General features: G+C 72.0%; 24 protein-coding genes and 1 tRNA gene. 12 read left to right on the forward strand and 13 right to left on the reverse strand.

The features are described from left to right. Window positions 1–66 precede the first annotated feature (66 nt). Window positions 67–864, reverse strand: a complete 798-nt coding sequence (locus IE242_RS19950; protein WP_373299544.1) for an ABC transporter ATP-binding protein — start codon at window positions 862–864, stop codon at window positions 67–69. Between the two features lie 461 nt (window positions 865–1,325). Here IE242_RS19950 and IE242_RS19955 point away from each other — a divergent pair. Both IE242_RS19955 and IE242_RS19960 read left to right on the forward strand, forming a co-directional pair. Then, window positions 1,326–1,408, forward strand: a tRNA-Leu gene (locus IE242_RS19955). A 394-nt stretch (window positions 1,409–1,802) separates the two neighbouring features. Next, window positions 1,803–2,702, forward strand: coding sequence for a Bax inhibitor-1/YccA family protein (locus IE242_RS19960; RefSeq protein WP_189861128.1), 900 nt, complete (start codon window positions 1,803–1,805; stop codon window positions 2,700–2,702). 121 nt (window positions 2,703–2,823) lie between these two features. Here the strand turns inward: IE242_RS19960 and IE242_RS19965 are convergent, their stop codons facing one another. Then, window positions 2,824–3,054: a DUF4287 domain-containing protein gene (locus tag IE242_RS19965; protein WP_189861130.1), complete on the reverse strand. Its 231-nt coding sequence runs from the start codon at window positions 3,052–3,054 to the stop codon at window positions 2,824–2,826. A 101-nt stretch (window positions 3,055–3,155) separates the two neighbouring features. On the opposite strand from IE242_RS19965, the gene IE242_RS19970 reads away from it, so the two are divergent. Next, complete coding sequence (locus IE242_RS19970) at window positions 3,156–3,467, forward strand: hypothetical protein (RefSeq protein WP_189861132.1); 312 nt, start codon at window positions 3,156–3,158, stop codon at window positions 3,465–3,467. Window positions 3,468–3,497: 30 nt separating this feature from the next. On the opposite strand, the gene IE242_RS19975 is transcribed toward IE242_RS19970, so the two are convergent. From IE242_RS19975 to IE242_RS19985, 3 genes are all read right to left on the reverse strand, one after another. Further along, a complete protein-coding gene (locus tag IE242_RS19975) occupies window positions 3,498–4,280 on the reverse strand; it encodes a hypothetical protein (protein ID WP_189861134.1) in 783 nt (260 codons plus the stop codon). A 291-nt stretch (window positions 4,281–4,571) separates the two neighbouring features. After that, window positions 4,572–5,792 (reverse strand): acetyl-CoA C-acetyltransferase, encoded by a 1,221-nt coding sequence (locus tag IE242_RS19980; RefSeq protein ID WP_189861282.1) that lies wholly within the window; start codon window positions 5,790–5,792, stop codon window positions 4,572–4,574. Between the two features lie 195 nt (window positions 5,793–5,987). Then, window positions 5,988–7,022, reverse strand: a complete 1,035-nt coding sequence (locus tag IE242_RS19985) for an SGNH/GDSL hydrolase family protein (RefSeq protein WP_189861136.1) — start codon at window positions 7,020–7,022, stop codon at window positions 5,988–5,990. Window positions 7,023–7,173: 151 nt separating this feature from the next. On the opposite strand from IE242_RS19985, the gene IE242_RS19990 reads away from it, so the two are divergent. Next, window positions 7,174–8,568, forward strand: a complete 1,395-nt coding sequence (locus tag IE242_RS19990; RefSeq protein WP_189861138.1) for a cystathionine beta-synthase — start codon at window positions 7,174–7,176, stop codon at window positions 8,566–8,568. Window positions 8,569–8,967: 399 nt separating this feature from the next. Here the strand turns inward: IE242_RS19990 and IE242_RS19995 are convergent, their stop codons facing one another. Then, window positions 8,968–9,399 carry a hypothetical protein gene (locus tag IE242_RS19995; RefSeq protein WP_189861140.1) on the reverse strand — a complete coding sequence of 144 codons (432 nt, stop codon included), beginning with the start codon at window positions 9,397–9,399 and terminating at the stop codon, window positions 8,968–8,970. 207 nt (window positions 9,400–9,606) lie between these two features. Here IE242_RS19995 and IE242_RS20000 point away from each other — a divergent pair, with 207 nt between their 5' ends. Then, entirely contained in the window at window positions 9,607–10,455 is an 849-nt protein-coding gene (locus IE242_RS20000; RefSeq protein WP_189861141.1) for a MurR/RpiR family transcriptional regulator, read from the forward strand. A 114-nt stretch (window positions 10,456–10,569) separates the two neighbouring features. Further along, on the forward strand, window positions 10,570–11,157 hold the full coding sequence (locus IE242_RS20005) for a hypothetical protein (protein WP_189861143.1): 588 nt from the start codon (window positions 10,570–10,572) through the stop codon (window positions 11,155–11,157). A gap of 21 nt (window positions 11,158–11,178) precedes the next feature. Here IE242_RS20005 and IE242_RS20010 read toward each other — a convergent pair whose 3' ends face one another. The 6 genes from IE242_RS20010 to IE242_RS20035 form a co-directional block, all read right to left on the reverse strand. Further along, window positions 11,179–12,561, reverse strand: a complete 1,383-nt coding sequence (locus IE242_RS20010; RefSeq protein ID WP_189861145.1) for an APC family permease — start codon at window positions 12,559–12,561, stop codon at window positions 11,179–11,181. A 272-nt stretch (window positions 12,562–12,833) separates the two neighbouring features. After that, window positions 12,834–13,208 carry a roadblock/LC7 domain-containing protein gene (locus IE242_RS20015; RefSeq protein ID WP_189861147.1) on the reverse strand — a complete coding sequence of 125 codons (375 nt, stop codon included), beginning with the start codon at window positions 13,206–13,208 and terminating at the stop codon, window positions 12,834–12,836. A 16-nt stretch (window positions 13,209–13,224) separates the two neighbouring features. Then, the gene (locus tag IE242_RS39215; RefSeq protein ID WP_373299545.1) at window positions 13,225–14,016 is read right to left on the reverse strand and encodes a roadblock/LC7 domain-containing protein; all 792 of its coding nucleotides are present in this window, start codon (window positions 14,014–14,016) and stop codon (window positions 13,225–13,227) included. Window positions 14,017–14,054: 38 nt separating this feature from the next. After that, window positions 14,055–14,858 (reverse strand): hypothetical protein, encoded by an 804-nt coding sequence (locus IE242_RS20025; protein WP_189861284.1) that lies wholly within the window; start codon window positions 14,856–14,858, stop codon window positions 14,055–14,057. A 221-nt stretch (window positions 14,859–15,079) separates the two neighbouring features. Next, the gene (locus IE242_RS20030; RefSeq protein WP_189861149.1) at window positions 15,080–15,484 is read right to left on the reverse strand and encodes a hypothetical protein; all 405 of its coding nucleotides are present in this window, start codon (window positions 15,482–15,484) and stop codon (window positions 15,080–15,082) included. A 322-nt stretch (window positions 15,485–15,806) separates the two neighbouring features. Then, window positions 15,807–17,201: a type III PLP-dependent enzyme domain-containing protein gene (locus tag IE242_RS20035; RefSeq protein WP_189861286.1), complete on the reverse strand. Its 1,395-nt coding sequence runs from the start codon at window positions 17,199–17,201 to the stop codon at window positions 15,807–15,809. Window positions 17,202–17,416: 215 nt separating this feature from the next. Here IE242_RS20035 and hutU point away from each other — a divergent pair, with 215 nt between their 5' ends. The 4 genes from hutU to hutI all read left to right on the forward strand — a co-directional run bounded on the left by hutU (window position 17,417) and on the right by hutI (window position 23,182). Next, on the forward strand, window positions 17,417–19,081 hold the full coding sequence (gene hutU / locus IE242_RS20040; protein ID WP_189861151.1) for a urocanate hydratase: 1,665 nt from the start codon (window positions 17,417–17,419) through the stop codon (window positions 19,079–19,081). 122 nt (window positions 19,082–19,203) lie between these two features. Next, complete coding sequence (locus IE242_RS20045; protein ID WP_189861288.1) at window positions 19,204–20,409, forward strand: allantoate amidohydrolase; 1,206 nt, start codon at window positions 19,204–19,206, stop codon at window positions 20,407–20,409. Then, on the forward strand, window positions 20,406–21,815 hold the full coding sequence (locus tag IE242_RS20050) for a formimidoylglutamate deiminase (RefSeq protein WP_189861153.1): 1,410 nt from the start codon (window positions 20,406–20,408) through the stop codon (window positions 21,813–21,815). Before IE242_RS20045 ends, IE242_RS20050 begins: the two co-directional genes overlap by 4 nt. Window positions 21,816–21,967: 152 nt before the next feature. Continuing rightward, window positions 21,968–23,182 (forward strand): imidazolonepropionase, encoded by a 1,215-nt coding sequence (gene hutI / locus IE242_RS20055; protein ID WP_189861155.1) that lies wholly within the window; start codon window positions 21,968–21,970, stop codon window positions 23,180–23,182. Between the two features lie 96 nt (window positions 23,183–23,278). Here hutI and IE242_RS20060 read toward each other — a convergent pair whose 3' ends face one another. Beyond that, window positions 23,279–24,184 carry an RNA polymerase sigma factor SigF gene (locus IE242_RS20060; RefSeq protein WP_189861157.1) on the reverse strand — a complete coding sequence of 302 codons (906 nt, stop codon included), beginning with the start codon at window positions 24,182–24,184 and terminating at the stop codon, window positions 23,279–23,281. A gap of 258 nt (window positions 24,185–24,442) precedes the next feature. On the opposite strand from IE242_RS20060, the gene IE242_RS20065 reads away from it, so the two are divergent. Both IE242_RS20065 and IE242_RS37805 read left to right on the forward strand, forming a co-directional pair. After that, on the forward strand, window positions 24,443–24,811 hold the full coding sequence (locus IE242_RS20065) for an STAS domain-containing protein (RefSeq protein WP_189861159.1): 369 nt from the start codon (window positions 24,443–24,445) through the stop codon (window positions 24,809–24,811). Between the two features lie 475 nt (window positions 24,812–25,286). Beyond that, window positions 25,287–25,847, forward strand: coding sequence for an ATP-binding protein (locus tag IE242_RS37805; protein WP_373299548.1), 561 nt, complete (start codon window positions 25,287–25,289; stop codon window positions 25,845–25,847). Window positions 25,848–25,901 lie beyond the last annotated feature (54 nt).

Below are 25,901 nucleotides of genomic sequence, written 5' to 3' on the forward strand. Positions count from 1 at the left end.
CAGTCCGGTGGGGTCGGTTCGGGTGGGTGGGTGAGCGCCCGGGGGTTACCCGCGCGGGGCGGTGCCCTAGCTGGTGCGTCCCTTGGCGTCGAAGCGCTTCATGCGGTCCAGGACCGAGTCGGCCGTGGGGGCGCGGAGCTCGTCGACGATGCGGCCGTCGGCGAGGAAGACCACGCGGTCGGCGTAGGCGGCGGCGACCGGGTCGTGGGTGACCATGACGACGGTCTGGCCGAGCTCGCGCACGGAGTTGCGCAGGAAGCCCAGGACCTCGGCGCCGGAACGGGAGTCCAGGTTGCCGGTCGGCTCGTCGCCGAAGATGATCTCCGGCTTCGAGGCGAGGGCGCGGGCGACCGCGACACGCTGCTGCTGGCCGCCGGAGAGCTGGGAGGGACGGTGACCGAGCCGGCCGGACAGACCGACCATCTCGATCACGGTGTCGAGCCACTGCTTGTCCGGCTTGCGGCCCGCTATGTCCATGGGGAGCGTGATGTTCTCCAGGGCGGTCAGGGTGGGCAGCAGGTTGAACGCCTGGAAGATGAACCCGATCTTGTCCCGGCGGAGCTTGGTGAGCTGCTTGTCCTTCAGGGACCCCAGCTCGGTGTCGCCGATGCGCACGGAGCCGGAGGAGAAGGAGTCCAGACCGGCCACGCAGTGCATCAGCGTGGACTTGCCGGAGCCCGAGGGACCCATGATCGCGGTGAACTCGGCCTGCCCGAAGTCGACGCTGACCCGGTCCAGGGCGATCACCCGGGTCTCGCCCTGTCCGTAGACCTTGGACAGGTCCGTGGCGCGAGCGGCCACGGCGGTGGCCCGGCCGGCGATGGATGTGGTGGTCACGGAGAGGTGCTCCTGTCGGGACGGCATCGAGGACGTGTTCCATCGTCCGGGCCGCCGGACGGCCCGGAGTCAGCCGCTGTTCCGGTTCTGGAGGGCGACTTCGGGCGGACCGAGCGCGGCCATGTCATACCTGGGGATGACAGGGGTCCCTGAGGGCGCGGTCACGGGCGCACGGCAGGGCGCACGGCGGACGTACCGCAGGGAGTGCGACGGGCGTACGTGAGGCGTCCGACGGTGGTGAAACAGAAGCGGAGTGAGGGCCTCACTGGGGGGAGGCTGTGGAGGCCGCTCGTTCGGGCGGTGAAATCCCGTCATTCCGCACACGAGCGGCCCGGCTCTGCGCAAGGCTATTGGCATGTGCGGATGGCGCGCACGGAGTGCTGATGCACCCTCAGGCGTCAATAAAATAAGACAACATCGGTCCGCTCTTCCGCTGTTCGGGGGATGGGTCCCGATAGGCTCGATCCTCGACGCGGAGCCCAAGGCCTGCCCGGATGGTGGAATGCAGACACGGCGAGCTTAAACCTCGCTGCCCCTCGCGGGCGTACCGGTTCGAGTCCGGTTCCGGGCACCTCCGACCACACGGCGCTCGACCTGTCGTACGGCGGGTGGGTGCCGTTCTCGTTTCCAGAGTCCCGCGTCCCGACTCCCGCGTCCCGAGTCCCGGATCCGGCTTCCCGCGTCTCCGCGACGGTCGTGGAGGACGGCGGTGCCGTCGTCCGGATCGATCACTCCCGCGCAGCGGGGGCGGCCCCGCCCCGCGGGTCGCCGGTTGGTCTCCGGACGGTTCCGGACGGGTACCGGGTCGGTCATGGGTGATCGAGACCGATGTGGGGAATCACGCAGACGCGTAGCGTGTTCAGCGTCACGACGAGGGAAAGATCCTCCTCAAGCACTAGGGTCGATCCTTTGCCTATCTATTACTCTTGAGCCAAGGCCACGCAGGGTGGCCGTGGAGGAGTGAAATGAGGAGCAGCAACCCGGTCTTCTCGCGACGGGGGTTCAGCCGCGACAACGGCTACGCGGGCTTCAACACCGCGCCGCAGGCCGGGGGAGCAGCTGTCGGCACGCAGGGCAACCCCTACGCGCAGGGTGACCCCTACGCCCAGCAGGGCGGCAACCCGTACGCGACGAACCCTTACGCCCAGCAGGCCCAGCAGTACGGCGCTCCGCCGCAGGCCCCGGTCTCCACCGGCCGTATGACGATGGACGACGTCGTCGTGCGCTCGGCCATGACGCTCGGCACGGTCGTCATCGGCGCCGTCCTCGCGTGGGCGCTGCTGCCGGTCTCGTCGACCAGCTACGGCCTGGCCGTCGGCGCCGCGCTCGTCGCGATGGTCCTCGGCCTGATCCAGAGCTTCAAGCGCAAGGCCTCGCCCGCGCTGATCCTGGCGTACGCCGCCTTCGAGGGTGTCTTCCTCGGCGTGATCAGTGAGATGTTCAACACGGCCTGGTCGGGTGCCCCCTTCCAGGCGGTGCTCGGCACGATGGCGGTCAGCGGTGCCACGCTGCTCGTCTACAAGGCGGGCTGGATCCGCGTCACCGCGCGCTACGCGCGCATCGGTCTGACCATCGCCATCGCGTTCGTGCTGGTCATGGCGGTCAACCTGCTGCTGGTCGTCTTCGGTGTCGCCGAGGACGGCGGCCTGCGGAGCATGGGCCCGCTCGGCGCGATCGTCGGCATCCTGGCGATCCTGCTCGGCGCCTTCTTCCTGACCCTCGACTTCAAGCAGATCGAGGACGGTGTCACCTACGGCGCCCCGAAGGAAGAGGCCTGGCTGGCCGCGTTCGGTCTGACCATGACCCTGGTCTGGATCTACGTCGAGATGCTGCGGCTGGTCGCCATCTTCAACAGCAGCGACTGAGCTCGCACCACCTGAGGCGGACACCGCCACGAGGCGGTGAACAGCGAGACGAAGGGCCCCGGGAGCCGTGCTCCCGGGGCCCTTCCCCGTTGTCCTGCTCGAAAGTGCCGGAGGGGCGCGCTCAGAGCAGTTTGCGCGCGGCCCTCCTCAGGTCGTACTCGTGAACGATCGCTTTGGCGTGGCCGTACGCCAGATTGTGCTCGTGCCGGAGCCAGCTGACCTTCTCCTCGAAGCGGAAGAGAGCCGGGCCCTCGTCGACGGTGCGCAACCAGTCGGATACTTCACGACCGGTGCAGTGCGGGATGCGGGCGAGCAGGTTGCGGTGGGTCTCTGCGGAGAAGACTTGGGACATCGGCGCCTCCGGACGCTGGGATGTTAGCCGGTCCTTCACGTCACCGTGCCTGAGTGGAGGCGTGTTGGCAACAGTCCCGTGATGCCGCGTAATCTCGCGGGGTGCTTGATACGACGCCGCTGACCCGCGCTGTGGACCACTTCGCCGACCGGCTCAGAGCCGCCCCGCAGAGCCGGCTCCAACGGGGTGCGGCCACCGAGGCGTTGGGCCTGGCCAGGGAGCTGGCACGGCGTGCCCAGCAGCTGGAGGAGCCGGGGACGCGGCCCCGGGAGATGCCCGACGCGGGTATGTTCGCCGCCGCCGACCAGATCACCGTCGCCGGGCACGATCTGGCGCTCGCCCTCACGGACGAGGGCGAACTGGCGGCCGCGGTGGCGCTGGTGGAGGAAGCCCAGAAGCGCGCCGGGGTGTAGGCGGACGGCGGGTGGTGGCCGCCCGCCCGGCTACAGCGATGCGATGACCCGGTCCGCCAGGATGTAGAGGTTCTCCTCACCGCATCGGAACGTCAGCGTGTACGCGCCCGACACGCCCGAACCGCCCAGCAGGACCGGGCTCCGGCCGGCGCGCAGTGCCGCGGCCAGCCGCTCCGCGGTCTCCCGGTGCCCCGGGGTCATGCACAGGGTCGTACCGTCGGCGAACACGTACACGTCCAGGGTGCCCAGCGGGCCGGGGCGGACGTCCGCCAGCTCGGTGCCCGAGCGGGCGAGCTCCTCCAGACAGGCCACCGTGCGCTCGTGGTCGCTCACGGCCGGGGACGGCACCGGCACGAAGTCCGGGTGGGACGGGTGCCGGCGGCGGGCCGCGGCCAGCTCCGGGCACTCCCCGGAGGACTCCTCGCCCTCCAGGCCCGCCTCGGTCATCGCCTCCAGATGGTCCAGGCCCGCGAAGTCCGACTGGCGCGGCAGATACGGCTCGCTGTCGGCCAGACCCAGCAGGGTCGGCGCGTCGGGGATGTCACGCGCCTCCTGCGCGGCCCAGAACGCCCGCGCCTCGGCCAGTTCGCGCTCGCGCTCCTCGGCGAGCGCCTCGGCCACGGCGGCACGTATCTCGTCCGTGCCGGCGGCCGGGCGGGCGGCGGGGACGACGGCGCGTGCGTGCGTGGCACGGCTCTCGGCGAGCTCCGTCCGCAGCGCAGCGACCTGTCGGCGCAGCGTCCGCAGGGCGCGCAGGACGGCGACGCCCACGGCCGCCGCGGCGGCCGTGGTGAGCAGCAGAGCAATCGGCATGGCGCTCACTGACGTACTCCCGGTTCACAGTCGTCCCCCGACTTCCTACATCAGCTTGAAGGGTGGACTAACCAGCTGTCAGTGCGTGCTGTCACGAAAGGGGCGGGCCCTTTGGTCGGCGTTTCCCGGCGAAACAGCTCTGACCTGCGCATCTCCCTCTGACGAGGGAGGTAGGTCACATCCTGGGGGAGATTGGATCACGAAACGGCCCGGAACCCCGGTGCTTCCGGGGTCCCGGGCCAAAGCCTCACGGCCGGTTCAACAAGGGTGACTGACGGGCACGGGAGCGGGTCAGCTGAGGCGCTCGATGACCATCGCCATGCCCTGGCCGCCGCCGACGCACATCGTCTCCAGTCCGAACTGCTTGTCGTGGAACTGCAGCGAGTTGATCAGCGTGCCGGTGATACGGGCGCCGGTCATGCCGAAGGGGTGGCCGACGGCGATGGCACCGCCGTTGACGTTCAGCTTGTCGAGCGGGATGTCCAGGTCGCGGTAGGAGGGGATCACCTGGGCGGCGAACGCCTCGTTGATCTCGACCAGGTCGATGTCGCCGATGGTCAGCCCGGCCCGCTTCAGCGCCTGCTTGCTGGCCTCGACCGGGCCGTAGCCCATGATCTCGGGGGACAGGCCCGAGACGCCCGTGGAGACGATCCGGGCGAGCGGGGTGAGGCCGAGCTCGCGCGCCTTCGTGTCGGACATGATCACGAGGGCGGCGGCGCCGTCGTTCAGCGGGCAGCAGTTGCCGGCGGTGACGCGGCCGTCGGGACGGAAGACGGGCCGCAGTCCGGCGACGCCCTCCACCGTCACGCCGGGGCGCGGACCGTCGTCCTTGCTGACGACCGTGCCGTCGGGCAGTGTCACCGGGGTGATCTCGCGCTCCCAGAAGCCCTTCTTGATGGCCTCCTCGGCGAGGTTCTGCGAGCGGACGCCGAACTCGTCCATCTCCTCGCGGGTCACGCCCTTGAGCCGGGCGAGGTTCTCCGCGGTCTGGCCCATCGCGATGTACGGGTCGGGCAGCAGGCCGTCCTCGCGCGGGTCGTGCCAGTCGGCGCCCTCGGTCTCGGCCACGGCGGCGGTACGGGCCTCGGCGTCCGCGAAGAGCGGGTTGTGCGTGTCGGGCAGGCCGTCCGAGGTGCCCTTCACGCTGCGGCTGACCATCTCGACACCGGCCGAGATGAACACGTCGCCCTCACCGGCCTTGATGGCGTGCAGGGCCATGCGCGACGTCTGCAGCGACGAGGAGCAGTAACGGGTGACCGTGCAGCCCGGCAGGTGGTCCATGCCCATCTGCACGGCGACGACGCGGCCCAGGTTGTGGCCCTGCTCGCCGCCGGGCAGACCGCAGCCGAGCATCAGGTCGTCGATGTCCTTCGGGTCCAGCTCCGGGACCTTCGCCAGCGCCGCCTGGATGATCGTGGCGGTCAGGTCGTCGGGGCGCAGGTCCTTCAGGGAGCCCTTGAAAGCGCGGCCGATGGGGGAGCGGGCGGCTGAGACGATGACGGCTTCGGGCATCACGGCTCCATTGGCGTTGACGTTGGCGGTACGGGACGTCGGCGAGATGTCGGCGGACTCCGCGGAACTGTGAGGGAAGTTACCCGTACGTATGGTCGAGGTCACGGGTGTCGCGGTGTGACTCCGGCCGCACTTTTCTAAGCGCTTGCTTTTTCCGTTGCCCCTTTCTGTCCCTGATTCTTCCCCGATGCCCGGTCAGGTCGGCCGGTCGGCCGTCGCCGCCGGGGCCGGGTCGGAGGCCGGGACGCGGCGGCGGCGACGCCGCTTGAGGAGGGCCCAGGGGCCGCGCGGGCCCGTGGGCAGGGCCGCCGCGACCTCCGTACCCGCCTCGGACGCGGCCTCCGCGGCGGCCCGGGCCACCGGCAGGAAGCCCTCCCGGCGGGTGAGGTCCGGGCGCTCCTCCTCGGCCGGCCAGAGGCCGAGCGCCGCGCAGACCGAGGGCAGGACCGCCATGGCCGCCGTGGCGTACCCCTCGGCCGACGGGTGGTAGTTGTCCGGGCCGAACAGCTCACGCGGGTTCGCCTCGAACTCCGGGCCCAGGAGGTCGCCCACAGAAACGGTTCGGCCGCCCTGCTCCACCGTGCCGATCGTCTGCGCCGCCGCCAGCTGCCGGGACGCCCGGCGGGCCAGCCAGCGCAGGGGCTGCTGGACCGGCTCGATCGTGCCCAGGTCGGGACAGGTGCCCACGACCACCTCCGCGCCCGCGGTGCGCAGCCTGCGGACGGCCGCCGAGAGATGGCGGACCGAGCGGGTGGGCGGCATACGGTGGGTGACGTCGTTCGCGCCGATCATGATGACGCAGACGTCCGGGACCTCGTCCGGCTCGGCGAGGACCAGGGACACCTGGCGGTCCAGGTCGTCGGACTGGGCGCCCGGCACGGCCACGTTCCGCAGCCGCACCGGACGCTCCGCCACCGCCGCGAGCCCCGAGGCCAGCAGCGCGCCCGGGGTCTGGCGCGCCCGGTGCACGCCCTGCCCGGCCGCCGTGGAGTCGCCGAGCATGGTCAGCCGCAGCGGAGGGTCGCCCGGATCGTCGTACGCCCGCCCGTACACGCCCTCCGCGCTCGGTGGATGCGGGCTGTGTCCGTTGCCCACGTGTCGCTTGGCCAGCTGCACCTCGGCGAGCAGCAGACCCGCCGCCGCCGCGCCGATCAGGCCGATCCCGCCGCCGCCGTACGCCGCACCCGCGGCGATGCGCCGGGCCACCCGCGCCCTGGACATGCTCGTCATGGGTCGCCGCCACCTCTCCGTAGCCGTACAACCACTCCTTGCCCCGTCAGGGGCGTCGGCCAATCGCAACAGGGCGTGAAGGCACGGAGCGGGGCATAGGGTGTCGGGCGGACCATCAAGACCATTCCTTTTTGCAGCTCCGGAGACAACGGTGCACATCCACGACTCGATGATCGACCTCGTCGGCAACACCCCGCTGGTGAGGCTCAACAGCGTGACCGCGGGTATCCAGGCGACCGTCCTCGCGAAGGTCGAGTACTTCAACCCGGGCGGATCCGTGAAGGACCGCATCGCCCTGCGCATGATCGAGGCGGCCGAGCAGAGCGGCGAGCTCAAGCCGGGCGGCACCATCGTCGAGCCGACCAGTGGCAACACCGGTGTGGGCCTGGCGATCGTGGCCCAGCAGAAGGGCTACAAGTGCATCTTCGTGTGCCCCGACAAGGTGAGCACCGACAAGATCAACACGTTGCGCGCCTACGGGGCCGAGGTCGTGGTCTGCCCCACCGCCGTGGCCCCGGAGCACCCCGACTCGTACTACAACGTCTCCGACCGGCTGGTGCGTGAGACGCCCGGCGCCTGGAAGCCGGACCAGTACTCCAACCCGCACAACCCCCTCTCGCACTACCACTCCACCGGCCCCGAGCTGTGGGAGCAGACGGAGGGGAGGATCACGCACTTCGTCGCGGGCGTGGGCACCGGCGGCACGATCTCGGGCACCGGCCGGTACCTCAAGGAGGCCAGTGACGGGAAGGTCAAGGTCATCGGCGCCGACCCCGAGGGGTCGGTGTACTCGGGCGGGTCCGGGCGGCCGTACCTGGTGGAGGGCGTCGGCGAGGACTTCTGGCCGACCGCGTACGACCGGACCGTCGCCGACGAGATCGTCGCCGTCTCCGACAAGGACTCCTTCCAGATGACCCGGCGCCTCGCCAAGGAGGAGGGCCTGCTGGTGGGCGGCTCCTGCGGCATGGCCGTCGTGGCCGCGCTGCGGGTCGCGGAGCGGCTGGGGCCGGACGACGTGGTGGTCGTCCTGCTCCCGGACGGCGGCCGCGGGTACCTCAGCAAGATCTTCAACGACGAATGGCTCGCGAGCTACGGCTTCCTGGAGGACGAGGGGACGAGCGCCCGCGTCGGCGACGTACTGCACGACAAGGAGGGCGGCTCCATCCCCTCGCTCGTCCACATGCACCCCGACGAGACGGTGGGTCAGGCGATCGACGTACTGCGCGAGTACGGCGTCTCGCAGATGCCGATCGTGAAGCCGGGCGCCGGGCACCCGGACGTGATGGCCGCCGAGGTCGTCGGGTCGGTCGTCGAACGGGAGCTGCTGGACGCGCTGTTCGCCAAGCGGGCCTCGCTCGACGACCCGCTGGAGAAGCACGTGTCGGCGCCGCTGCCGCAGGTCGGTTCCGGTGAGCCGCTGGCGGACCTGATGAGCGTGCTGGGCACCGCGGACGCGGCGATCGTGCTGGTCGAGGGCAAGCCGACCGGTGTGGTGAGCCGGCAGGACCTGCTCGCCTTCCTCGCCAAGGGGAACGGGAAGCAGTGACACCAGGGGCGGGGGATCCGTCCGTACTGTCGTGATGCGGGTGGATCCTCCGGTCTCCGGCCGGTCCCGGCGGGACGAACTTCGCGGAAGCGGTACGAGCACGTCACGTCCGCGCAGCACCCGCTTAACACGCGCCCGGCACATTAGTGGGTGTCGGCAGGCGGTGGGGTACCTCCCAGGGGTTGAGCACTGGGGGAGGCGACCCACCCGGGCCGGCAGCGAACGGCGCCAAGGACCTCCGGAGCGGCTCCCGGACCTCCTGGACGCCAGGACGCGCAAGGCCTGGCCCGACCCGGCCCGCGTCCCTCGCGGGGACCGCCGTCGTCCCGCCCCCCGGTCACGGGGGTGCGGCGGTCCCCGCGCTCACTCCTTGCCGCCTTCTCCGTCCTTCGCGGAGGGCTACTCGTCCCAGTCCGCGTCCGGCGACTCGTCCCGGCGGCCGAAGCGGGGGCTGGTGCGCAGGGACCAGGCGACGTTGACGCCGAGGATGCCCGCCCAGGCGACCAGCAGGCCCGGGAGGTCCGCGACGCCGCCGCCGATGGCGGAGAGGGGTATCGCGAGGACCAGGGAGACGATCCCGAAGCCGAACCGCTCGCCCCAGGAGTCGGTGGCCGACTGCGGCGAACGGGCGCCGCGCGCCACGGACATCTGCTGTTCGGCGAGCTGGCGCCGCACCCGGCGGTCCACCGCGCCGTCGACGCGCTGCTCGACCTTCTCCAGGAACGAGTCGACCAGCGCCGACTCGTACTCCTCGCCCAGTTCCCTGCGGGCCTGCAGGGTGGCGGAGAGCTCCTTCTTGAGGTCGGCGTCACGGGCCTGATTACCGGTCATGCCGCTTACGGTAGGCGGGACGCGGGGCCCGGGGCACTGGGGTTAGCCCCCCTGTTCGGGCTGGGCCGCGCCCCAGGGCCGGGCGGGTGCCGCCCCCCTCTGCATAGGGCCATGCAGGCTTTCCGGCGCCTGAATACACTGGCGCCCGCGGGGCCGTACCGGCGGTTACCGACCACTGGGCCACCAGCCACTGGAGGGAAGCACGCCATGAGCACGACCGACAACCCTGCCGCGCGGCTGCAGGCGCTCTTCGAGGGGCACCGGCTGACGCCGACCCAGCGGCGCATCGCGCACAGCATGGTGCGGCGGGCCGCGGACGTGCCGTTCCTGTCGAGCGTGGAGCTCGCCGAACTCGCCGGGGTCAGCCAGCCGTCCGTGACCCGGTTCGCGGTCGCCCTCGGTTTCGACGGTTACCCGGCGCTGCGCCGGCACCTGCGCGAGGTCGCGCCCGCCGAGCCGGCCGCGGCCGCGGACACGGCCTCGTACAACGAGTACCAGCAGGCCGTCGAGGCGGAGATCGAGAACCTGCGGCACCTCGCGGAGGTCCTCGCCGACCCGGCACCGGTGGAGCGGGCGGGCCGGCTGCTGGCCGCCTCGCGCCCCCTGCCGGTGCTCGGGCTGCGCGCGGCCGCCGCCCAGGCGTACGGCTTCGCGTACTTCGCCGCCAAGGTCCATCCGGACGTCCGGCTGCTGAACGAGGGCGGCACGATGCTGCACGACCGGATCGACGCGGCGGTGACGGCCGGGGCGAGCACCCTGCTGTGCTTCGCGCTGCCCCGGCATCCGAAGGAGACCGTGGAGGCACTCGCGTACGCCAAGGAGGCCGGGCTGACCGTGGTGACGGTGGCCGACTCGGCCTTCGCCCCCGTGGCCGGGCTCTCGGACCTGCTGCTGCCGGCCGCCGTCGGCACGCAGCTCGCCTTCGACACGGCGTGCGCGCCGATGCTGCTGGGCCGGGCGCTGCTGGAGGTGATGTGCGACGGCCTGCCGGGAGCGCAGACGCGGCTGGAGGCGTTCGACGCGCGGGCGGCCGCGAAGGGGCTGTTCGTGGAGTGACACCTGACCGGCCGTCAGGTCGGCGCCGCTTCTCAGACAGGTCTCAGGTTCGCTGGCTAGCCTGCCCGGCGCCGGAGTGAGACCTGAGGACCTGAGCGGTCGAGGAGGCGGGACGTGGCACGCGGAGGACTGGGACTGGCGCGGGTGGCCGTCGTCGTGAGGGCGGGAGCCGCGCCCCTGTGGTGGCTCGGAGTGTTCGCGGCCGGCATCAGTGTGCTGGTGCCGGGGCTGACCGGGCGGCGGATCGGCCTCCTGGCCGGCGTCGCGCTGTTCCTCGTCGCCGCGGCCGTGGTGGCCGGTGCACGGCGCAAGCGGTACCGGACGCCGGCGGCAGCCGCCGCGCGGGCGGGCAAGCACGATGTGCTCCAGGACCGGCGGGTGACCGTACGGAACTGGCGGCGCGGGCACCGGTGGTGGCTGCTGCTCGCCTTCCTGGCCGCGCTGGGCAGCGGGTTCGCCGTGCCGGCGGCCGGCGGGCTGCTGCTCGCCGGGGCGGGCGCCGGACTGTGGCTCAAGGCCGGGTGGATCGGGCGCGTGGAACGGGACGGGGACGCGCTGCTGTGGGTGCGGGTCGACTGGCTCTCGCGGCGGGGCGGTACGCCCGCCGGCAAGCGGGTGAAGGGATACCGGACCACCGGCGTGGCCGCGGGGGACGCGGCGCCCGGAGGCGGGCGCCGGGTCGCGGTCGCCGCACGGTCCTGAAGCCGGACGGAACCGGGGCCCTCACGTGTCGAGGACCCCTCGGTCCTCCCCGCGTACACGGAGGATCAGCTTGTTCACGGCCCACAGGGCGACGCCGATGGCCACGAGGACACCGGCCCGGACGTAGACCTCGGCCGGCCGGTCGGCCAGGGGGCTGGCCAGGATCAGGGCCGTGAGGGCGCCGAGGACGGGGAGGACCGTAGGGGTGCGGAAGTGGGGGTGGTCCACGCGGTCGCGGCGGAGGACCAGCACCGCGATGTTGACCACGGCGAACACGCACAGGAGCAGGAACGCCGTCGTGTCGCCGAGCCCTTCGATCTCGCCCGTGGACACCAGGCCGACGGCCAGGATCGTGACGAAGACGATGCCCGCGATCGGGGTGCGGCGGCGCGGCAGTACGCGGCCCATGGCGCGCGGGAGGATGCGCTCGTTGGCCATGCCGTAGCAGAGGCGGGAGGCCATCATGATGTTGATCAAAGCCGAGTTGGTTACCGCGAAGAGGGCGATCAGCGCGAACAGCTTGTGCGGGAAGTCCACTCCGCCCGCCTTGACGACCTCCAGGAGCGGGCCGCTCGATCCCGCCAGGGTGGTGTGGTCGACGAGGAGGGACGAGACCAGGGCCACCAGGACGTAGATCGTGCCGGTGACCGCCACCCCGATGAAGATCGCCCGTGGGAACGTCCTGACCGGGTCCTTGGTCTCCTCCGCCATGTTCACCGAGTCCTCGAAGCCCACGAAGGCGAAGAAGCCCAGGGCCGTGGCGCCCAGCACGCTCGTGATCAGGGCGTATCCCGTGCCGCTCGCCTGGAACTCGGTGAGGCGGGCCGGCTCGCCGTCGCCGTTCAGGACCGCCCACGCACCGATCGCGAGGATGATCAGCAGGCCGGTGAGCTCGACGAGCGTCAGGACCACGTTGGTCTTGACCGACTCGGAGACGCCGCGCAGGTTCAGCGCGGCGAGCAGGACGATGAACAGGATGGCGATCAGGGTGGGCGGCAGCACGTCGTTCGTCAGCTCGCCCAGGTAGTCCCCGCTGAACGCGCGGGCCGCGGCACTGGCGGACGACAGGCCCGAGCACATCACCATGAACGCCACGATGAACGTCAGGAACGGCACCTTGAAGGCCTTCTGGGTGTAGAGCGCCGCGCCGGCCGCCTTGGGGTACTTACCGACCAGTTCCACGTACGACGCCGCCGTCAGGATCGCCACGACGAAGCCGATGACGAACGGCAGCCACAGCGCGCCGCCCACCTTCCCGGCGACCTTGCCGGTGGTCGCGTAGATGCCGGTCCCCAGAATGTCGCCGATGACGAAGAGGATCAGCAGCTTGGGACCCAGAACGCGCTTGAGGCCTGGCTCCTCGGTGGGTTCCGGTGCTCCGGTGGTCGCTTCGGTGGTGGACAAGAGTGCCTCCCCCGGTCGGTGAACCGTCCGGGTGGTTCTGCCCGGCGGCGGGACATGGATGCGTACCGCGCCGATTCTCAGAGGTTCACGAGAGGTTCATGGAGCACGACACGGCTCGCGGAAGAGAAGGGGTGCGTACGGCCGGTCCGGCGAGCCCTCGGGGGACGTTCCGGGGCGGCCGGGCAGGGTGGCATGCGGCAGGCGGCGCCCCCGGTGGGTGCGCCGCCCTGTGGTGCCTCCGGTGCCGTGGAGTCTCCGGTCCCCGGGGCCGGTCAGACCTCCAGTTCCGCCTCGATCTTCTTCAGCTGGTGCCGGGCCATGGCCAGGTTGGACCGCTTAAGGTCCAGCACCAGGTAGAGGAAGAGGCCGTTGCCGCCACGGCCGGTGAGCAGGCGGATCAGGTGGTACTGGTCGCTCAGGGTGATCAGGATGTCCTCGATCTCGCCCTTCAGGCCCAGATGCTCCATCGTGCGCAGCTTGGCGCGGACGACGTCGGTGTTGCCGGCCGCCGCGACGTTCAGGTCGAAGCTCTTGCTGCCGCCGATCGTGCCCAGTGCCATGCCGCTGGTGTAGTCGACCAGCGCGGCGCCGGTCGCGCCCTCGATGGAGGCGAGCGCTTCTTTCAGTGCGGTTTCCGTGTTGGCCATGGTGGGGTGCGTCCTTTCAACTCTCGCTCGGTGTGGGAGTGGTCGGGGTCTTCTTCGGACTCGCGTGCGTGGTGGTGCGCGCGGGCCGGGTCCGCGGGGTGGCGGATCTGGTGTCGGTCGTGTTGGTCGTGTTGGTCGTGCTGGTCTTCGCGGGGGTGGGCGGGTCGGTGGGGGAGGGGTTGGGGGCGGGCGTGGCCGGGGCGGTTGCGGCGGTCCCGGCGGTCCCGGCGGTCGGGCTCCCCGCCTTCGTCCTGGCCGGGGTCGCCCTGGTACCGGCTCCGGCTCCGGCCCCGGTTCCGTCTGCTGTCGCGTCTGCTGTCCCGTCTGCGATGGCGGCCCTGGTGCCCGTTCCGGTACGGCTTCCGGTGCGGGTTCCGGTACGGGCCCCGGCGCGGGTCCCTGCCCCGGCGGTCCGCGTGGGCGGATCGGCGCGGGCCGCGGCGGCGTCGACCAGTTCGCCGATGCGGATACCGGCCCGGCGGCCCTCCAGGTGCAGCCGGCCCACGTTGATCCGGTCTTCCGCCAGGAGCGTCAGCACGGCGGCCGAGCCCGCCGCGTACGTCGCCACATAGCCGTTCGCCCCGCGGACGAGCAGCTCGCGGAAGCCGCCCTGCCCGGTGGCGTCCGCCATCCGTACGGCCACGCCCAGTACCGAGGCCGTGAGGGCGGCCACGCCCTCCGGCTCCACACCGGACGTGTCCTGGGCCAGCAGCAGGCCGTCGACACTGGCCGCGAGCGCACCGGTCAGCTGGGGCACACGGGCTCGCAGCCGGTGCAGCTCGTCGAGGACCTCGGCCTCCGCCGCCATCAGCAGTCTCCTCTCGGCACGCTGTCGAAGCGCGCGGATCACAGGGCCTCCAGGGCGTCTCGGAGCCGGCGCAGCAGGGAGACGTCGGGGTCCGCCGAAGGCTCGGTGAGCAGTGCGGACACAGAGGCGTCGGGGCCGTCGGGGCCGTCGAGGCCGTCGGGGCCGTGGGCGATCGATGGCCGTCGCGGTGACGTCTGCGGTGGTGCGGCCGCCGGTGCCGTTCTCACCAGTCCGGCGGCGGCCAGCCTGCGCAGGTCGACCAGGGTGTGGAACGCCGGGCGGCCGAGCGCGCGCGAGATGTCCGCGGCCGTCCGGGCCCCGTTCACCTGGCCGAGCACGGCTCCCTGGCGGGCCGGTACCGGTGGTTCGGCGGGGGCGTCGGCCCGGACCAGCGGGGCGCTGTCCGTCGCCGGGTCGGGCCAGATGCGGTGCAGCAGCGCGCGACGGCGCAGCGTCTCGCGCTCCAGCGCGGCCACCGGCACCGGGCGTACGGGTCCGAGCCAGTGCACGGCCCCGTACCGGAACCGGGCGGGAGCGCTGGACGGACCGAGCACGAAGTACGCCGCGTCGAACAGCGCGCCCACGTGACACAGCTCCAGGGCCCCCTCGGAGACCCGGCCGCTGTCGACCAGGAACCGGCCGACCCGCCGCCGGGCGCCGGCCTGCGCGACGGCCTCCCGCCAGAACTCGGTGTCCAGGAGGCCGCCCATGGTGAGCAGGACGTCGAGACCCGGGGTCTCCGGGCTCTCGGCGTGCATGATCCGGCCGTCGACGAGGTACAGCCTGCCGTGCTCGCGCAGCAGGACGCCGGTGGCGCGTTCGGCGGCGAGGCGGTTCAGCATCGGCGACAGGCCGGGAGGGACGGCCGGGGAAGGTGCGGGGGTGACGGCGCCGACGGGAGCGGCGGGTTCCGGACGGCCGGCGGAGGACGTGAGGTCCGTGGGGGACGTGAGGTCCGCAGGAGATGTGAGGTCCGCGGGAGATGTGAGGTCCGCGGGGGCCTGCGCGCCGCCGTTCGGTTTGCGGCGTACGGGCAGCGGGGGCGGAGGCGTGCCGATCGCGGTCATCCCAGCACCAGCCGTCCTGCCATCTCGCCGAGCCGGATGCGGGCCAGAGCGAGGTTGCCGTCGGTGCGGGTGAGCCACAGGTGCAGGAAGACACTGCTGTCGAAGGTCGTCCGTACGAACCGCAGCAGGTGGTACGTGTCGCGGTTGCTGACGATCAGATCCTCGACCGGAGGGTCCTGGCCGTCCCAGCCGGTTCCCTCCTCCTCGTCCGGTGCGAAGGCGCGGTGCTCGGCCGCGAGCCGGGCGAGTTCCGCCGCCTCGGCCGCGGTCGTCTCGTGGTCACCACCCGGCGCGTCCCCGACCGTGCCCAGGGCCAGACCGCTGGTCCAGTCGACCACCGCGGCGCCCAGGGCTCCGGGCAGCCGCATGGCTTCCAGCAGACACTCGTCTATTCCGGGCACCGTGGCTCCCCTCCCGCCTCGGGTACGGCTGAGTGACGCCGAAGCTATGCACCGTGTGCGAGAGGGGTGAGGGTTCCAGGCGTTTTCCGGTCGGCTGTGCCCGGCGCGACTACGCTGGATCGGTTGTCCGGGCGGCCGCGGAGTCGGGTACGGGTCCGCGCTGGACTGCGCTCAGCTGGGGCGTCGCGGGAGCGGGTGCCGGGGCCGGAGCGGTCATGGTGCGTCAATCCGGCGCCGACGGCCGTCGAGTTGAAGCGCGAGATGCGGCGTGCGCCGGTTGTGCGGTATCCGGGCAGGTGCGCGCCCCTGCCCCGGCATCCCCCTACAGATGCAGAAGACCGCTCGCGTGTTCCCCGCCCGATTCCCCGACGATCTCGTCCAGGCCCTGAGGAGTTCGTACCGGCGTGAAGCGGACTCCCCCGGATGCGGACGCGGATGCGGATGCGGGCACGGAGGCGGGGGCGAAGCCGTAGATCCCGGGGCGGAGCAGGGAGTTGTACGCGTAGTGGTGGGCGAAGTAGTACGCGCCGGTGTCCAGGGCGGCCACGTAGTCGTCCTGTTCGAGAAGGGGGAGAGTGCGGCCCTCGGCGAGGAGGTCGCCCGAGAAACAGGCGGGGCCGGCGATGTCCTGGACGGTCGCCGGACCGGACTTCGGGTGCCCCTTCGCGTCGTACGCGGCGATGCGCAGGGGCCAGGAGTCCGGTGCGTAGACGGTGCGGGTCGCGACCTGGACGCCGGCGTGGGTGACCGCGATGGGGCGGCCGCCCGACCGCTTGGTGTACTCGACGCGGGCGACCACGGTGCCGTGCTTGGCCAGCAGCGAGCGGCCGAACTCGGTGACCAGCCCGTACCGTCCGTCGAAGAGGCCCGGTACCGCCTCGGCCAGCAGACGCGCGTACCGGGCGTAGGTCGGGGTCGTCTCGTCGGAGGTGAAGTTGACCGGCAGGCCGCCGCCGATGTCGACGGTGTCGACCTGCCGGCGGCCGACGCGCCGGTTGATCTCCTCGGCCAGGGCGTACGTCTCCGCCACGCCCCGCACCATCAGGGACAGCGGAATGCCCTGGGAGCCGGTGTGGGCGTGCAGACGGGTGAGCCAGGGACGCTCCGTGTACGCCTGGACGACCCACTCCCGGGCGCCCTCGTCGCGCAGGGCCACACCGAACTTCGAGGTGGCCGTGGCGGTGGACGTCGCGCCGATGGAACCGCCGCCCACCTGGGGGTTGACCCGGATGCCGAGCGGCGAGCGGGTGGGTGCCGAGCGGACCAGGGCGTCGACGCGGTCCAGTTCCTGGGGGTTGTCCGCGTTGACCGCGATGCCCAGGGCCAGCGCCTCCCGCAGTTCCGCCGGCGTCTTGGCGGGCGAGTCGAGCACCGTACGGTCCGGGGTGATCCCGGCCGCGCGGGCGAGCGCCAGTTCGCCGGGGCTCGCCACCTCGGCGCCGATGCCCGCCTCGCGCAGCAGGCGCAGTACGGGCACGAGCGGGGTGGCCTTGACGGCGAAGGCGTGCAGCACGGGTGTGCCGGGTGCCGTCACCGCGTCGAAGGCCGCCCGCAGCGCCGCCGCCGAGTCCCGGATGCCGGTGACGTCCAGCAGTCCGACGATGGGCGCGCCCGGCCCCAGCAGGCCCTGCTCCACGGCGGCGCGCACCGCGTCGTCCCGCCGGGCCGCGCGCCGCCGGTCGCTGTCACCCGCACTGCCGAACGCCGTGTCGTTCATGCCGAACCCCGTGTCATTCATGTCGGCCCCCCGTTGTCGTGTGCGCCGTTCTCACGGTTCTCGCCGCCGGAATCCTGTGCCGAGTGCGTCCAGCCAAACATCCGGGGTGCGTCCGGGCGGGCGACGTGTGTATTGACTAGTTCTATTCATGTCTTCAGGATGTGAATAGGGAGTGCAACAGGTGTACCGCCCGCCCGTCCCGTCAGGAGGCAGACGTGTCAGGACCCCGCCCCGTACGAGCCCCGCGCGGCACGGAGCTGAGCACGCCGGGATGGCCGCAGGAAGCCGCCCTGCGCATGCTGCAGAACAACCTCGACCCCGAGGTGGCCGAGCACCCCGACCGACTCGTCGTCTACGGCGGCACGGGGAAGGCGGCCCGGGACTGGCGTTCGTTCGACGCGATGGTGCGGACGCTGCGGACGCTGAAGCAGGACGAGACCATGCTCGTGCAGTCCGGCCGCCCCGTCGGCGTCATGCAGACGCACGAGTGGGCGCCGCGCGTCCTGATCGCCAACTCCAACCTGGTGGGCGACTGGGCGAACTGGGAGGAGTTCCGGCGGCTCGAACACCTCGGGCTCACCATGTACGGGCAGATGACCGCCGGTTCGTGGATCTACATCGGCACCCAGGGCATCCTCCAGGGCACGTACGAGACGTTCGCCGCGGTCGCCGCCAAGCGGTTCGGCGGATCCCTCGCCGGGACCATCACCCTGACGGCCGGGCTCGGCGGCATGGGCGGCGCTCAGCCGCTCGCCGTCACCATGAACGACGGCGTCGCCCTCTGCATCGACTGCGACCCGCGCGCGATCGAACGCCGCATCGAGCACCGGTACCTGGACGTCCGCGCCGACTCCCTCGAACACGCCCTGCGTCTCGCCGTGGAGGCCCGCGACGCCCGCCGGCCGCTCTCCATCGGCCTGCTCGGCAACGCGGCGGAACTGCTGCCGCGCATGCTCGCCGAGGGCGCGCCCGTCGACATCGTCACCGACCAGACCTCGGCCCACGACCCGCTGTCGTACCTGCCGCTCGGCGTCGACTTCGACGACATGGCCTCGTACGCGGCCAAGGACCCCGCCGGGTTCACCACCCGCGCGCGCGAGTCCATGGCCCGGCACGTCGAGGCCATGGTCGGCTTCATGGACGCGGGTGCCGAGGTCTTCGACTACGGCAACTCGATCCGCGGCGAGGCGAAACTCGCCGGGTACGAGCGAGCGTTCGCCTTCCCCGGGTTCGTGCCCGCCTACATCCGGCCGCTGTTCTGCGAGGGCAAGGGGCCCTTCCGGTGGGCGGCGCTCTCGGGCGAGGCCTCGGACATCGCGAAGACCGACCGGGCGATCCTGGACCTCTTCCCGGAGAACGAGTCCCTGGCCCGCTGGATCCGGATGGCCGGGGAGCGGGTGCGCTTCCAGGGGCTGCCCGCGCGCATCTGCTGGCTCGGTTACGGGGAGCGGGACCGGGTCGGCGAACGCTTCAACGACATGGTCGCGAGCGGCGAGCTGGCGGCCCCGCTGGTCATCGGGCGCGACCATCTCGACTGCGGGTCGGTCGCCTCGCCGTACCGGGAGACGGAGGCCATGCGTGACGGCTCCGACGCGATCGCCGACTGGCCGCTGCTCAACGCCATGGTGAACGTGGCCTCGGGCGCGTCCTGGGTCTCCGTCCACCATGGCGGGGGCGTCGGCATGGGCCGCTCCCTCCACGCCGGGCAGGTCACCGTGGCCGACGGCACCGAGCTCGGCGGCGAGAAGATCCGCCGCGTCCTGACCAACGATCCCGGCATGGGCGTCATCCGTCACGTGGACGCCGGGTACGAGCGCGCGGACGAGGTCGCCGCCGAGCGCGGTGTCCGGGTGCCCATGCGCGAGGGTGAGGAGGCGTGAGGCCGGAGGAACTGGGCGGCGGCTCCGGCTCCGTGGTGGGCGGTGGCTCCGGATCCGTGGTGGGAGGCGGCATCCCGGCGCCGTCCACGGAGCTCACGACGACCCCGCCGGACTTCCCCACCATGTGGCGTGAGCTCCGGCCCGTGGGGCGGTACTCCGGCACCGGCGGTTATCGCCGCTTCGCCTGGACCGGGGCCGACGCCGAGTGCCGGGCCTGGTTCGCGGAGCAGGCCCGGCGGCGGGGGCTCGTCCACGAGGTCGACAGGAACGGCAACCAGTGGGCCTGGCTCGGGGACCCGGCGCAGGGCGACGCCGTCGTCACCGGCTCGCACCTCGACTCCGTCCCCGACGGCGGCGCCTTCGACGGGCCTCTCGGCGTCGTGTCGGCCTTCGCTGCGCTCGACGAACTCCGCGCGCGGGGAGCCCGGTTCACCAAGCCCGTCGGCATCGTCAACTTCGGTGACGAGGAGGGAGCCCGGTTCGGGCTCGCCTGTGTGGGCTCCAGACTGAGCGCGGGGCAGCTCACTGCCGCGCAGGCCCACCGGCTGACCGGGGCCGACGGTGTCACCCTGCCCCGCGCCATGGAGGCCGCCGGGTACGACCCCGACGCCATCGGGCCGGACCCGGAACGGCTCGGGCGGATCGGGGCCTTCGTCGAACTGCACGTCGAGCAGGGGCGCGCCCTCGACCTCACGGGCGACCGGCTGGGCGTGGCCAGCGCCATCTGGCCGCACGGAAGATGGCGGTTCGACTTCCGGGGCGAGGCCAACCACGCCGGTACGACCCGGCTCGCCGACCGGCGGGACCCCATGCTGTCGTACGCGGAGACCGTGCTCGCCGCCCGGCAGCGGGCCCGGCTGGCCGGCGCCGTCGCCACCTTCGGCAAGATCTCCGTCGAGCCCAACGGGGTGAACGCCGTCCCGTCCCTCGTGCGCGGCTGGCTCGACTCCCGCGCCGCCGACCAGGCCACCCTCGACACGGTCGTGACCGGCGTCGAGGAGGCCGCCCGCGCGTACGCCGAGGCGCACGGCGTCCGGCTCGACGTCGTCCGCGAGTCCTTCACACCCGTCGTCGAGTTCGACCACGCCCTGCGGGACGAGCTCGCCCGGATCCTGGGCGGCGGGACCGCCGAGCTCACGGTGCCCGTCCTCGGCACGGGCGCCGGACACGACGCCGGAATCCTCTCGGGAACCGTTCCGACCGCCATGCTGTTCGTGCGCAACCCCACGGGCGTCTCGCACTCCCCTGCCGAGTACGCCACCGAGGACGACTGCGTGGCCGGGGTGACCGCCCTCGCCGACGTACTGGAAGGACTGGCCTGCAGGTGACGCGGAAGACCTACTGGCTCGAACACGCCTGGCTCGGCACCCATGTCGAACCCGGCGTGACCGTCGAGGTGACCGACGGGCGCATCACCGCCCTGCACATGGACAGCACGGACAGCACCCGCAGTGGGGACAGCACCCGCAGTGAGGACAGCACCCGCAGTGGGGACGGCGCGGGCACCGGCGGCCCCCCGCCCGGCGCCGAGGTGCTGCGCGGCCTCACCCTCCCCGGCCTCGCGAACGCGCACTCCCACGCCTTCCACCGGGCCCTGCGCTCGACCGTCCAGATCGGCTCCGGCACCTTCTGGACCTGGCGCGAGGTCATGTACGCGGTGGCCGACCGGCTGACCCCCGACACCTACCACGCGCTCGCCCGGGCCACGTACGCCGAGATGGCGCTGGCGGGCATCACCTGCGTCGGCGAGTTCCACTACGTGCACCACGCTCCCGGTGGCACCCCGTACGCCGACCCCAACGCCATGGGCGAGGCCCTGGTCGCGGCGGCCGCCGAGGCCGGCATCCGGATCACCCTCCTCGACACCGCCTATCTCTCCTCCGGCTTCGGGCAGCCGCCCCAGGCCCACCAGCTCCGCTTCTCCGACGGCACCGCGGAGGCCTGGGCGACACGCTGTTCATTTCTCAAGGAGCGGGATCACGCACGGATCGGTGCCGCCGTCCACTCCGTACGGGCCGTGCCCGCCGGTCAGCTGGCGACCGTGGCGCGCTGGGCGGAGGAGCGGCGGGCACCCCTGCATGTGCACCTGTCCGAGCAGCCGGCGGAGAACGATGCCTGCCGTGCGGCCCACGGATGCACGCCCGCCCGACTGCTCGCCGACCACGGCGTCCTCGGGCCGCGCACGACCGGCGTCCACAACACCCATCTCACCGACGAGGACATCGAACTGATCGGCGCCGCCTCCGCCGGCACCTGCATGTGCCCGACCACCGAGCGGGACCTAGCCGACGGCACCGGTCCGGCCGCCCGGCTCCAGCACGCCGGCTCGCCACTCTCCCTCGGCTCCGACAGCCACGCCGTCATCGACTTGTTCGAGGAGGCACGCGCCATGGAACTGAACGAGCGCCTGCGCACCCGCACGCGCGGTCACTGGACGGCGGCGGCCCTGCTGCGGGCGGCCACGGTCGACGGCCACGCGGCCCTCGGCTGGGACGACGCGGGCACCCTGGAGCCCGGCGCGCTCGCCGACTTCACGACGATCGCCCTCGACTCGGTCAGAACGGCCGGGCCGCTTCCGCGACTCGGCGCCGAGACGGCCGTATTCGCCGCGTCGGCAGCGGATGTGCGCCATACGGTCGTGGGCGGCCGGCATGTCGTACGGGACGGGGCGCACTCCCTCGTACCGGATGTGCCGCGGGCCCTGGCGAGCGCCGTCGCAGCCCTGCGCGGCTGACCCCGGGCCGCGTCACCCGCACGCGGAGGGCTTCCGCCCGCATCCGTACGCGGCGTCTTCCCGCCCACAGGCGCACGCGATCCCCCGCCCGCAGTTCCGTGCGGGCCTCTCCGACCCCTGCCCCCACCGCAGACCAGGCCACCAAGGACGCCATGAGCAGCCCCAGCACCGCCAGCCCGGCGGAGTCGGCCAGCACGGCCAGTACCGTCATCACCAACATCGCCGCTCTGGTCACCAACGACCCCTCCCTCGGTGACGACTCCCCCGTCGGCCTGATCCGGGACGCGGCAGTCGTCATCGAAGGCGACCGCGTCGTCTGGACCGGTGAAACAAGCAAAGCACCCGCCACTGACAATCGGGTCGAGGCCGACGGCCGGGCGGTGCTCCCGGGCTTCGTCGACTCCCACTCCCACCTCCTCTTCGCGGGCGACCGCACGGAGGAGTTCAACGCCCGCATGTCCGGCCGGAGTTACTCGGCGGGCGGCATCCGCACAACGGTCGCGGCCACCCGCGCCGCGAGCGACACCGACCTGGAACGCACCCTCGTCCGTCACCTCGCCGAGGCCCTCCGCCAAGGCACGACCACGATGGAGACCAAGTCCGGCTACGGGCTCAGCGCCGAGGACGAGGCGCGGGCGCTGCGCCTCGCCGCCCGGCACACCGACGAGGTCACGTACCTGGGCGCCCACGTCGTTCCGCCCGAGTACGCCGACGACCCGGCGGCGTACGTCGAGCTCGTCACCGGCCCGATGCTCGACGCCTGCGCCCCGTACGCCCGCTGGATCGACGTGTTCTGCGAGGAGGGCGCCTTCGACGGCGACCAGGCGCGGGCCGTCCTCTCCGCGGGCCGGGAGAAGGGCCTGCACCCGCGTGTCCACGCCAACCAGCTGTCGTACGGCCCGGGTGTCCGGCTGGCCGTCGAACTGGACGCCGCCAGCGCCGACCACTGCACCCACCTCACGGACGCGGACGTGGACGCGCTGGCGAACAGCCGGACCGTCGCCACGCTGCTGCCCGGCGCCGAGTTCTCCACCCGGGCGGCGTGGCCGGACGCCCGCCGCCTCCTCGACGCGGGAGTGACGGTCGCCCTTTCCACCGACTGCAACCCCGGCTCGTCGTTCACGTCCTCGGTGCCGTTCTGCGTGGCGCTGGCGGTGCGGGACATGGGGATGACCCCCGACGAGGCGGTGTGGTCGGCGACGGCGGGCGGGGCGGCGGCCCTGAGGCGCACCGACATCGGCCGTATCGTCCCGGGCGCGTACGCCGACCTCGTGCTGCTCGACGCTCCGAGCCACGTCCATCTCGCCTACCGGCCGGGAGTGCCTCTGGTCAGCGCGGTCTGGCGCCGAGGCGTGAGGGTCGTCTGACGGCGCGGCCCACGCGCGCGGGCGCTCACAGGACACGCGCCGGCCGGGCAGCGGGACGGTGATGAGACATGTCCCGTGCCCGGCCGTCGGCGTGTGTCACTCCTCGACCGTCAGGCCCTTGCGCAGACGTACCAGCGTGCGCGCCAGCAGACGGGAGACGTGCATCTGGGAGATGCCCAGTTCCTCGCCGATCTCCGACTGCGTCATGTTGGCGACGAAGCGCAGCGACAGGATCTTCCGGTCGCGCGAGGGCAGTTCGGCGATCAGCGGCTTCAGCGACTCGATGTACTCGATGCCTTCGAGCCCGTGGTCCTCGTAACCGATGCGGTCCGCCAGGGCGCCCTCGGAGTCGTCCTCCTCCGGCTGGGCGTCGAGGGAGCTGGCCGTATAGGCGTTCGACGCCGCCATGCCCTCGACGACCTCTTCGTTGGAGAGGCCCAGGCGCTGCGCGAGCTCCGACACCGTCGGTGCCCGGTCGAGCTGTTGGGCGAGTTCGTCACCGGCCTTGGCCAGGTCCAGGCGCAGTTCCTGCAGCCTGCGCGGTACCCGTACCGACCAGCTGGTGTCGCGGAAGAAGCGCTTGATCTCGCCGACGATCGTCGGCATCGCGAAGGTGGGGAACTCGACGCCGCGGCTCAGCTCGAAGCGGTCGATCGCCTTGATCAGGCCGATCGTGCCGACCTGGATGATGTCCTCCATCGGCTCGCTGCGGGAGCGGAAGCGGGAGGCGGCGAACTTCACGAGCGCGAGATTGAGTTCGACCAGGGTGTTGCGTACGTAGGCGTACTCATGGGTGCCCTCCTCGAGGGACTCCAGCCGCTCGAAGAGTGTCTTGGACAGGGCCCGTGCGTCCAGCGGCCCCACCTCGTCGTACGGGGGGATCTCCGGGAGTCCTTCGAGCGCGGCGAGTTCGAATGCGTCGTGGACTTCTTCCGGAGCGGGTGTCGACGTCGCCCTCTGGGTATGCGATGCGTCGAGCCGGGGTGACATGATGTCCTCCATCGTTCTCGGCATATGGCCGCCGATGCCAATACGTGCACTGCGGTGTGCGGCGCCTCCAAAGCCGGCCGTGTAGTCGGGTGTCTTTACTAGCCCTACCCGCTTTCCTGAGACCGCCGCAAGTGCGTTCTGTTGCGCAATGTCCGTTTACTGGCGATTGTTCGGCTGTCGGAGTGCGTGAGGAAGGCGTAGTGTTCGAGGGCGAGTCATCAGCCACGATGGTGGCGAGTCATCAGCCACGATGGTCGGGAGAGAGACGGCATGGACCGCGGGACGGTCGGCAGCGCACAGTCGGGCCGGCTATTGGTCGAAGTGCGGGAAGAGGGCGCCAGCGCCGTCGTGATCCCCGCGGGTGAGTTGGACCACCACACGGCCGACCTGTTGCGTGAACCACTCGACGAGTGTCTCGACAAGGGGTTCGCACGTCTGGTCGTGGACTGCTCGCGTCTGGAGTTCTGCGACTCGACGGGGCTGAACGTCCTGCTGAGCGCGCGGCTGAAGGCGGAGGGCGCCGGTGGCGGGGTCCATCTCGTGGGAATGCAGCCGGTGGTGGCGAGGGTCTTCGAGATCACCGGGGCGGACGCCGTCTTCACCGTCCACGAGACGCTCGAAGCGGCGCTGGGCGACTAGGCCCGGGCGACCGGACCGTGCGGAGCCCGATCGGCCGGGATGTCCGAATGACATACAACGGGGTGCCTCGATCGTCCACGTGTGGGCGTTCCGTTACATCCGTCACGGTTTCCCCACGGAACAAGTGGGTGTCCCGGCGGTCCGGTCGGGCAGAAGACATCCTGAACATGTCGGCGACGGCACGGCGGGCGCGCCGTGGGGATCCCGCCGGGTCCCTGGATCCACGTACTGAGTCTTGAAACGTGAACTGGTGAATCGGTGAGGTGAAGCGCTGATGAGCACCACCCGGCCTTACTCGCCGGGCGACCGCGGCCCGGAGTCGGGCGCCGGCGGCGCTTCCGCGGTGCCCGGAGAGGAAGCCCGCGCAGAGGGCTTGCTCGCGGAAGGTGCATCCGCGCCCGCCGCCGGACGAGCCGAAGACGCGACGGCGCCCGCTACCGCGCACGCGCGGAGCGCGCACGCGGCCGCACGTGCGATGGACGCGCATACGGGGGATACGCGCGCGGGAGGCGCGCATCCGGACCCGGACGCGGAGAGCCGGGCTGCGGCCGCACCGGCGCAGGGGCCGACCGTATCGGCCGTGAACGGGAGCGCCGGGGGAGCCGAGGGCTCGCCCGCGCGTGCTCCGCGGCAGGTCCGCCGGCTGAGCTTCGACGGGGAGAGCGGTGTCGTGCCGCTCGCCCGTGACTTCACCCGCCAGGCGCTGTACGCGTGGGGCTGGCTGCCCGCCGCGACCGCCGACCAGCGGGCGGCCGCCGAGGACGTGCTGCTGGTCGTCTCCGAGCTCGTCACCAACGCCTGCCTGCACGCCGAGGGTCCGGACGAGCTCACGATCTCCTGCGACAACAAGGTGCTCCGTATCGAGGTCACCGACCGCGGCGCGGGCCAGCCCGCCCCGCGCACCCCGCACCGCGCCGGCCGGCCGGGCGGCCACGGGATGTTCATCGTGCAGCGGCTCTGCCTGGACTGGGGAGTCGTTCGGACGCCCGGGCTCGCGGGCAAGACGGTGTGGGCGGAAGTGGGCGCACCGGCCTGATCCGCCGCCCGGCAGGGCTGCGGACCGCGCCCGTACGGCTAAGGACATACGTCG

The sequence above is a fragment of the Streptomyces poonensis genome, assembly GCF_014650915.1.
Classification (GTDB): Bacteria; Actinomycetota; Actinomycetes; order Streptomycetales; family Streptomycetaceae; genus Streptomyces; species Streptomyces poonensis.

Excerpts from the sequence above, each read along its gene's own strand:
- IE242_RS19950 (WP_373299544.1), bottom strand. The coding sequence starts at position 864 with ATGCCGTCCCGACAGGAGCACCTCTCCGTGACCACCACATCCATCGCC.
- IE242_RS19960 (WP_189861128.1), top strand. The coding sequence starts at position 1,803 with ATGAGGAGCAGCAACCCGGTCTTCTCGCGACGGGGGTTCAGCCGCGAC.
- IE242_RS19965 (WP_189861130.1), bottom strand. The coding sequence starts at position 3,054 with ATGTCCCAAGTCTTCTCCGCAGAGACCCACCGCAACCTGCTCGCCCGC.
- IE242_RS19975 (WP_189861134.1), bottom strand. The coding sequence starts at position 4,280 with ATGCCGATTGCTCTGCTGCTCACCACGGCCGCCGCGGCGGCCGTGGGC.
- IE242_RS19980 (WP_189861282.1), bottom strand. The coding sequence starts at position 5,792 with ATGCCCGAAGCCGTCATCGTCTCAGCCGCCCGCTCCCCCATCGGCCGC.
- IE242_RS19985 (WP_189861136.1), bottom strand. The coding sequence starts at position 7,022 with ATGACGAGCATGTCCAGGGCGCGGGTGGCCCGGCGCATCGCCGCGGGT.
- IE242_RS19995 (WP_189861140.1), bottom strand. The coding sequence starts at position 9,399 with ATGACCGGTAATCAGGCCCGTGACGCCGACCTCAAGAAGGAGCTCTCC.
- IE242_RS20000 (WP_189861141.1), top strand. The coding sequence starts at position 9,607 with ATGAGCACGACCGACAACCCTGCCGCGCGGCTGCAGGCGCTCTTCGAG.
- IE242_RS20015 (WP_189861147.1), bottom strand. The coding sequence starts at position 13,208 with ATGGCCAACACGGAAACCGCACTGAAAGAAGCGCTCGCCTCCATCGAG.
- IE242_RS39215 (WP_373299545.1), bottom strand. The coding sequence starts at position 14,016 with ATGGCGGCGGAGGCCGAGGTCCTCGACGAGCTGCACCGGCTGCGAGCC.
- IE242_RS20025 (WP_189861284.1), bottom strand. The coding sequence starts at position 14,858 with ATGCTGAACCGCCTCGCCGCCGAACGCGCCACCGGCGTCCTGCTGCGC.
- IE242_RS20035 (WP_189861286.1), bottom strand. The coding sequence starts at position 17,201 with ATGAACGACACGGCGTTCGGCAGTGCGGGTGACAGCGACCGGCGGCGC.
- IE242_RS20045 (WP_189861288.1), top strand. The coding sequence starts at position 19,204 with ATGTGGCGTGAGCTCCGGCCCGTGGGGCGGTACTCCGGCACCGGCGGT.
- hutI (WP_189861155.1), top strand. The coding sequence starts at position 21,968 with ATGAGCAGCCCCAGCACCGCCAGCCCGGCGGAGTCGGCCAGCACGGCC.
- IE242_RS20060 (WP_189861157.1), bottom strand. The coding sequence starts at position 24,184 with ATGGAGGACATCATGTCACCCCGGCTCGACGCATCGCATACCCAGAGG.
- IE242_RS20065 (WP_189861159.1), top strand. The coding sequence starts at position 24,443 with ATGGACCGCGGGACGGTCGGCAGCGCACAGTCGGGCCGGCTATTGGTC.
- IE242_RS37805 (WP_373299548.1), top strand. The coding sequence starts at position 25,287 with ATGGACGCGCATACGGGGGATACGCGCGCGGGAGGCGCGCATCCGGAC.